General features: G+C 73.2%; 5 protein-coding genes and 2 pseudogenes. 5 read left to right on the top strand and 2 right to left on the bottom strand.

Annotated elements, in window-relative coordinates; genetic code table 11:
* Positions 1-83: 83 nt before the first annotated feature.
* From AB0H87_RS35005 to AB0H87_RS35020, 4 genes and pseudogenes are all read left to right on the top strand, one after another.
* Positions 84-980 (top strand): hypothetical protein, encoded by an 897-nt coding sequence (locus AB0H87_RS35005; protein WP_360155757.1) that lies wholly within the window; start codon positions 84-86, stop codon positions 978-980.
* A gap of 286 nt (positions 981-1,266) precedes the next feature.
* On the top strand, positions 1,267-1,794 hold the full coding sequence (locus AB0H87_RS35010; protein WP_360155760.1) for a 2'-5' RNA ligase family protein: 528 nt from the start codon (positions 1,267-1,269) through the stop codon (positions 1,792-1,794).
* 62 nt (positions 1,795-1,856) lie between these two features.
* Positions 1,857-4,382 (top strand): annotated as a pseudogene (locus tag AB0H87_RS35015) (DUF4118 domain-containing protein); the annotation flags it as partial.
* Between the two features lie 764 nt (positions 4,383-5,146).
* A complete protein-coding gene (locus AB0H87_RS35020; RefSeq protein ID WP_360155763.1) occupies positions 5,147-5,830 on the top strand; it encodes a response regulator in 684 nt (227 codons plus the stop codon).
* Here the strand turns inward: AB0H87_RS35020 and AB0H87_RS35025 are convergent.
* Together AB0H87_RS35025 and AB0H87_RS35030 are read right to left on the bottom strand one after the other, a co-directional pair.
* Positions 5,793-6,317 carry a GNAT family N-acetyltransferase gene (locus tag AB0H87_RS35025; RefSeq protein WP_360155766.1) on the bottom strand — a complete coding sequence of 175 codons (525 nt, stop codon included), beginning with the start codon at positions 6,315-6,317 and terminating at the stop codon, positions 5,793-5,795. The two genes, AB0H87_RS35020 and AB0H87_RS35025, sit on opposite strands and share 38 nt — an antisense overlap.
* 4 nt (positions 6,318-6,321) lie before the next feature.
* Complete coding sequence (locus AB0H87_RS35030; RefSeq protein WP_360155769.1) at positions 6,322-6,969, bottom strand: DUF899 family protein; 648 nt, start codon at positions 6,967-6,969, stop codon at positions 6,322-6,324.
* Between the two features lie 58 nt (positions 6,970-7,027).
* On the opposite strand from AB0H87_RS35030, the pseudogene AB0H87_RS35035 reads away from it, so the two are divergent.
* Positions 7,028-7,454: pseudogene (locus AB0H87_RS35035) on the top strand (hypothetical protein); the annotation flags it as partial.

Here is a 7,454-nt window from a genome sequence, read left to right on the forward strand (position 1 = left end):
TTCCGATCTAGGCCAACCCGGACTGGCTCGACCTCGGCGGCACGACGGTCGTGGCGCTTGGCGCCGGCGCCGAGATGGGTCCGGTGCCGTCCCTGCTGCGCTGGGGCAACCAGGTCGCGGCCGTCGACCTGGCGCGGCCCGCGCTGTGGTCGCGGCTGATCGAGACGGCGACGAGGTACGGGGGCCGCCTGCACGTGCCGGCCACCAAGGGCGACGGCGAGCTGAGCGGTCGGGCGGGCGCTGACCTGCTGCACGGGATCGGGTCGGTGGCGGGCTGGCTCGACGGGTTCGACGGGCGTCTCGTGCTGGGCAACTACGTCTACGCCGACGGCGCGATCAACGTCCGGCTGAGCAGCGCGGTCGACTCCCTGACCAGCCATGTGCGGCAGTCCCGACCCGACACTGCGCTGGCGTTCCTGGCCACGCCGACGGACGTGTTCGCGGTCCCGGGTGAGGCGGTCGCGCACGCCGAGCGCGCGTACGCCAGCCCGGCCGGGGTCGCCCGACTACGGCGGCCGCTGCGTCTGCTCTCCGGTGGGCGGATGCTGCGGCGCAACTACGCACCGGGCGACGATCCGGGGATCTGCGATTCGCTGGTGGCGCAGCAGGGCCCCAACTACGCGCTCTCGAAACGCATCCACCGCTGGCGCGCGACGGTGGCCAGGGCCGAGGGCGTGACCGTCAGCATGAACGTCGCACCGCCGACCCGCACCCGCTCGGTGGTCAAGAACCGGGCGCTGGCGGCGGCCTACGCGGGCGCCCACCGCTTCGGCGTCGAGGTCTTCGAGCCGGCCACCAGCAACACGCTGATGGCCGCGCTGCTGGTCCACGACCTACGCAACCCACCGACGCCGGCGGCGGAGGTCTGGCACGAGGAGGCGGAGTACGCCGCCCACGGCGGGCTGTGGCGCTGCGCCTACGCGCCACGAAGCGCGCTGGGTATCGCCGCTCTGCTCGGGTTGGGAGCGGCCCGTGGCTGATTTGGTGACGTGGGCCTGACCGGCCTGTAGAGGTCCGCTCGGGGTCGGGTTCTCGACGCGGAGCGCCCGGGCGCGCACGCGCCCGGGGCGGGGCGCAAGGTTGCCGGCGCGTGCGGGTGCTGAGGCACGCTTCGCCGGCGGATCGCGCCACATCGCGGGCGCGGGTGTCCGCCCCGCAGTTCTGAACCAAACCAACATCCTAGGATGCCTTACAAGGTGTGCGCGGCGCGACGGTGGCGTGAAGACGGTTCTTGATCTAGAGGCGTGGGGCATCGAGACTGGCGGCGTGCAGGTGATCGAGACCGCGCTGATCGTGCCGGTGCCCGAGGCTGAGGATGCCGTCGGGCCGTACCGGGCGCGGTTCGACCAGGCCGCCCGCTGGGGAGTGCCCGCGCACGTCACCGCTCTCTACCCCTTCATCCCGCCCGACCGCATCACCCCCGACGTCCTCGAGGCCGTCAGAACGACCGTTGCCGCGATACCGCGGTTCACCGTCGACTTCACCGAGGTCCGGTGGTTCGGCGACCAGGTCGTGTGGCTCGCGCCCACGCCCGACCGGCCGTTCCGCGCCCTCACCGAAGCGCTCTGGGCGCGCTTCCCGGACCGGCCGCCGTACGGCGGGGCCTTCGAGGACGTCGTGCCCCATCTGACGGTCGGGCACGATGTCGCGGTCGAGGACCTGCGCGGCGCGGCCCACGCGGTGGGCGGACAGCTCCCGCTGCGGGCCGAAGCGCGCGAGGTCTGGCTTATGGTGGGTGCGCCGGAACCGGATTCGTGGCACACCGCGGCACGGTTCACGCTCGGTGACGGATAACGCGTAGCGATAACGTCAAGATCGCCCCGGTGGGGGACCGCGGCGCGGGACTATTGAACGCGATGGCTCGTGGACAACTGCGGATCTATCTCGGCGCCGCGCCCGGTGTCGGGAAGACCTTCGCCATGCTCGAGGAAGCCCAGCGGCGGGCCGGGCGGGGTACGGACCTGGTCATCGGGTTCATCGAGACCCACGGCCGGCAGCACACCGCCGAGATGGTCGACGATCTCGAGGTCGTGCCGCGGCGGGAGATGAGCTACCGCGGCGCGCGGTTCACCGAGATGGACGTCGACGCCATCCTCGAGCGCAACCCCCAGGTCGCCGTCGTGGACGAGCTGGCGCACACCAACGTCCCCGGCTCCCGCAACGAGAAGCGCTGGCAGGACATCCAGGAGCTGCTCGAGGCCGGGATCACGGTCCTGAGCACCGTCAACATCCAGCACCTCGAGTCGCTCAACGACGTCGTCGAGCAGATCACCGGGGTGGTGCAGCGGGAGACGGTGCCGGACAGCGTCGTACGCGGTGCCGATCAGGTCGAGCTCGTCGACATGACACCCGAGGCGCTCCGGCGGCGGATGGTGCACGGCAACGTCTACCCGACGGAGAAGGTCGACGCGGCGCTGGGCAACTACTTCCGGGTCGGCAACCTGACCGCCCTGCGCGAGCTGGCCCTGCTCTGGCTGGCGGACAAGGTCGACGAGCAGCTCGACCGGTACCGCGAGGAGCACGGCATCGGCACCACCTGGGAAGCGCGCGAGCGGGTCGTGGTCGCGCTGACCGGCGGGCGCGAGGGTGAAACCCTGATCCGCCGCGCCGCCCGGATCGCCGCCCGCAGCAAGGGTGCCGACCTGCTCGCCGTGCACGTCTCCCGCAGTGACGGGCTGGTCGACGCGGACCCGGCGCTCCTCTCGCGGCAGCGGCTGCTCGTGGAGAGCCTCGGCGGCACGTACCACCAGGTGGTCGGCGCCGACGTCCCGCGCGCCCTGCTCGACTTCGCCCGCGGGGTCAACGCCACCCAGCTCGTGCTCGGCGCCAGCCGCCGCGGCCGCATGCAGCAGATCCTTTCCGCCGGCGTCGGCGTCACCACCACCGCGCTGTCCGGGCCGATCGACGTGCACCTGGTCACCCACGAGGAGGCCGGCGCGGGCCGGCGCCGGTTCCGGCGTGGGGGAGCGGCGCTGTCCCGGAGCCGCCGGATCGCCGGGTACCTCGTCGCGCTGATCGGGCTGCCCGCGCTGACCGCGATCCTCGTGCCGTTCACCGACGACTTGTCACTGGCCAGTGACATGATGCTGTTCCTGCTCTGGGTCATCGTCGTCTCGCTGGTGGGCGGCCGGTGGCCGGCGATCGCCACGGCCGTGGCGGGGTTCCTGCTGCTCAACTACTTCTTCACGCCGCCGCTGCACCAGTTCACCGTCAACGAGACCGAGAACCTGCTCGCGCTGGCGGTGTTCGTCGTGGTGGCGATAGCCGTGAGCGCCGTCGTCGACACCGCCGCCACGCGGACCCGGGAGGCGGCGGGAGCGAGTGCCGACGCACAGACCCTGGCAACCGTGGCAGGTTCGGTGCTTCGCGGCGTACGCCCGCTGGAAGCCCTGTTGGCCCAGTTGCGCGAGATGTTCGGCCTCGAGTCGGTGACCCTGCTCGAACGCGCGCCGGGCGCGGTCGACGTGCCGGACCGCCGCCGCGACCCGACCGCCTGGCGCGTCGCGGCCATCGACGGCAACCCACCGAGCCACACCCCCGCCGAGGGTACGAGCGACGTGCCGATCGGCGACGACCTCGCGCTCGTGTTGCGGGGGAGCACCCTCGAGGCGAGCGACCGCCGGATCGTGGAGGCGTTCGCGGCCCAGGCGGCGATCGCGCTTCGCCAGGAGCGCCTGGTCGAGCAGGCCGCCGAGGCTCAGCCGCTGGCCGAGGCCGACCGCATGCGCACCGCGCTGCTCGCCGCCGTCAGCCACGACCTGCGTACGCCGCTGGCCTCCGCCAAGGCGGCCGTCACGAGCCTGCGCAGCGACGAGGTCGAGTTCTCGCCGGAGGACCGCGACGAGCTGCTCACCGCCGCCGACGAGTCGCTCGACAAGCTGAGCCGGCTCGTGGCGAACCTGCTCGACATGAGCCGCCTGCAGGCCGGCGCGCTGGGTGTGGTGCCGGCGGCGCTGGGTCTGGAGGAGGCCGTGCCGCGCGCCTTGGACGAGCTCGGCGCCACCGCCCGCCCGGTGATCCTGCGGATGCCCGACGACCTGCCGCTCGTCCACGCCGACCCGGGCCTGCTGGAGCGGATCCTGGTCAACGTGATCGGCAACGCGGTCCGGTACAGCCCGGTCGACAAGCCACCGAAGATCACCGCGAGCGAGCACGGCGGTCTGGTCGAGCTGCGGGTGATCGACCACGGCCCCGGCATCCCGGACGCCGACCGCGACCGGGTGTTCCAGCCCTTCCAGCGGCTCGGCGACCACACCAACCACGAGGGCGTCGGCCTGGGCCTGGCGCTGTCGCGGGGCCTCGCCGAGGCGATGGCGGGCTCGCTCGCGCCGGAGACCACCCCCGGCGGCGGGCTGACCATGGTGCTGTCGCTGCCGTCCGCCGAGGCCGACGTCGAGCCGACCGAGACGCGCGCCACGGAACTGGCCGACCGCGCGATCCGCGAGCGCCTGCGCCGCTGGCCCCGCGACGCCCAGCTCTCGTCGCGCCTGGGCGCGGCCGCGACGCCGGACCTGGCGGTCGAGGAGCCGGCGCGGCCGGAGCGGGGGCCGGTGCCGGAACCGGTCCGCCGGGCGGATCCGGGGGAGCGGCCCGACCAGGCCGCCGGGGTTACGGACGGCGTCGAAGCGACGGACGAGGACGGCGGGGGTACGGACCGCCACCGCCTCGTGCCGACGCCCGTGCACCCGTCGCGCCTGGCCGGACAGAGTGCCGCGGCCAAGCCGGAGTCGGACGGCAAACGCCGCCGGCTCGGCGGCCGCCGCCGGAAGTCGGCCGACAAGGACGCACCGGGCAGCGGCCGACCAGCCGACGACAACGGTGCCAGGCCCGGCCCGTCAAGGCTCGCGAGCACGGACGGCGCCGGCCAGTCCGGCGGTCACCGTGGAACGGCCCCCGACGGGGCGCAGGCCAGCCCTGGTGAAGAGGCTGGGGACGGCCAGCACGGACACGGCGGTGGTCACGCGCACGGCCGCGACCTTCCCCGTCGCGCCCGCGGTCTCCGGCACGGCACAGGACCGGGGCCGGCGGACGACGGGCACCCCGCGAACGAGACCCGGCACGACGTGGACGACAGGGTCGACGACAGACGTGAAGGCGGTACGGAACAGGTGGACGAGAGCGGCGAGCCGCCGGCGGGTGGTGTGCGGTGACCAGGATTCTGGTGGTCGACGACGAACCGCAGATCCTGCGGGCGATGCGGATCAACCTGCGCGCCCGCAACTACGAGGTGGACGTCGCCGCCGACGGTGGCACCGCGCTGCGGGCCGCGGCCGCCCGGCCGCCGGACCTGGTCGTCCTCGACCTCGGCCTGCCCGACATGGAGGGTGCCGACGTCATCCGCGGCCTGCGCGGCTGGACCACCGTCCCCATCATCGTGCTCTCCGGCCGCGCCGACAGCGCCGACAAGGTCGCCGCGCTCGACGCCGGCGCCGACGACTACGTGACCAAGCCGTTCGGCGTCGACGAGCTGCTCGCCCGCATCCGCGCCGTGACCAGGCGGATGGGTGCCACCACCGACGCGACCCCGGTGGTCAAGGTGGGTCCGTTCACCGTGGACCTGTCGGCCCGTACGGTCGACCCGCCCGACGGCGCCGGCGAGGTGCGGCTGACGCCCACCGAGTGGCACCTGCTGGAGATCCTCCTGCGCAACCCCGGCAAGCTGGTCAGCCAGCGGCAGCTCCTGCACGACGTGTGGGGCCCGCAGTACCAGACGGAGACCAACTACCTCCGGCAGTACATGGCCCAGCTCCGCCGCAAGCTGGAGTCCGACCCGGGGCATCCCCGCCACCTGCTCACCGAACCGGGGATGGGTTACCGCTTCCAGCCGTGAGGGACTTGACCAGCATCGTGATCGTCTCAGGGAACCATCGCGGCACCCCGTCGCCGCCGACCCAGTGGTACCCGGTCGCGATCGTCCCGTGTGCCCACTCCGCGTAGCCGAGCCGCTCGTACAGGCGCCGCGCCCCCGGGTTGTCGATCCCGACACCCAGCGAGATCCGTGCGTGTCCCCGCGCGCGCACCAGGTCCTCGGCCGCCCGGATGAGCGACGTGCCGAGGCCGCGGTTGCGGAAGACCGACAGCACCTCCAGATGCACCAGCATCGGCACGCCGGGCAGGAACTCGTTGACCTCCGCCTCGGGCGCGGGCGAGAACGACACCCAGACGTTGCCCACCGCGGCGCCGTCGAGCCGGCCCACCAGGAGCACCCCGAGCGCGCGGGCCTGCGCCGCGAGCTTCGACGCGAAGAACTGCCGCTGGCCGAGCAACGCGGCCAGGTCGTCGAGCTGGTCGGGCGACGCGGGTGCGACGGTGAACACGCGCTCAGTACTCGTCGTGCAGGCGCCACCAGCTGTACGGCTCGGTCTGCGGCCAGCCCAGCGGCGAGTCCTCCCAGCTCTCCTGCCGCCCGTACGGCGTCAGGTCGAGGATGTTGAAGTCGAACCGCAGCCGGTCGACGCCGCGCCCGCTGGTGAGGTAGGTCTGGAACACGTCGACGCCGTCGGTGACGAACACGGCCAGCCCGAAGCCGCCCCCGGCGCCGATGTCGTCGGCGAACGTGCTGCCGCGCGAGGACCAGACCGGCACCGTCCACTCCATCCGGTCGCGCACGGTCAGGAGCTGCTGCAGGGGCATGTTCGAGACGACGGCGTACGAGGTGTTGCGCGCGTGCAGGTGTTCGAGGCGGCCGACGTTGTCGGTGAAGCTGGCGCAACCGGAGCAGATGTCGTCGGGGCCGTTGTCCATGAACTGGTAGACGACGAGCTGGTCGCGGCCCTCGAAAAGGTCGCGTAAACCCGCTTTGCCCGTCGGGCCGGTGAACGCATAATCACCCGGCATCCGCACCATCGGCAGCCGGCGCCGCTGGGCGGCCAGCGCGTCCAGCGCGCGGGTCGCCTCCTTCTCCTTGACCAGGAGGGCGTCGCGGGCGGCCTGCCACTGCTCGCGGGACACGATCTCGGGAAGAGCCATCGTCTCGTCCTCTCGCCACCGTGGGTGATCCATTCGAGCCTATCCCGGGGAGATCGGCATGGAGTTCACGCCGGGCCTGGCGGTCAGCCGCCGGCTGCACGACGAGGTGGTGGCGCCCGCGTTGCGGGGCCGGCGGTACGCGGCGGGCCGCGTCGACACCGGCTCCGACGTGCTCGGCTTCGACACCGCGCGGTCCACCGACCACGACTGGGGCCCGCGGCTGCAGGTGTTCGTCGGCGACCGGCACGAGGTCCCGGCCGTGCGCGCGGCCGTCGAGGCGGCGCTGCCGGCGACGTTCCACGGCATCCCGACCACGCCCGCGGTGCCCGGCCAGGTGCTCGGCGTGACCGTGGACGCCCTCGACGACTACCTGGCCGCCTCCCTGGCGATGCCGGATGCCCGGCACCCTACGACGAGCGACTGGCTGGCCCTGCCGACCCAGCGGCTGGCCGAGTTCACCGCCGGCGCGGTGTTCCGCGACGACC

Origin of the sequence: Asanoa sp. NPDC050611 (genome assembly GCF_040654855.1) — a bacterium.
Classification (GTDB): domain Bacteria; phylum Actinomycetota; class Actinomycetes; order Mycobacteriales; family Micromonosporaceae; genus Asanoa.

What these genes read in the sequence shown, in the direction of transcription:
- AB0H87_RS35030 (WP_360155769.1), bottom strand. Translation starts at nt 6,969, where the DNA reads ATGGCTCTTCCCGAGATCGTGTCCCGCGAGCAGTGGCAGGCCGCCCGC.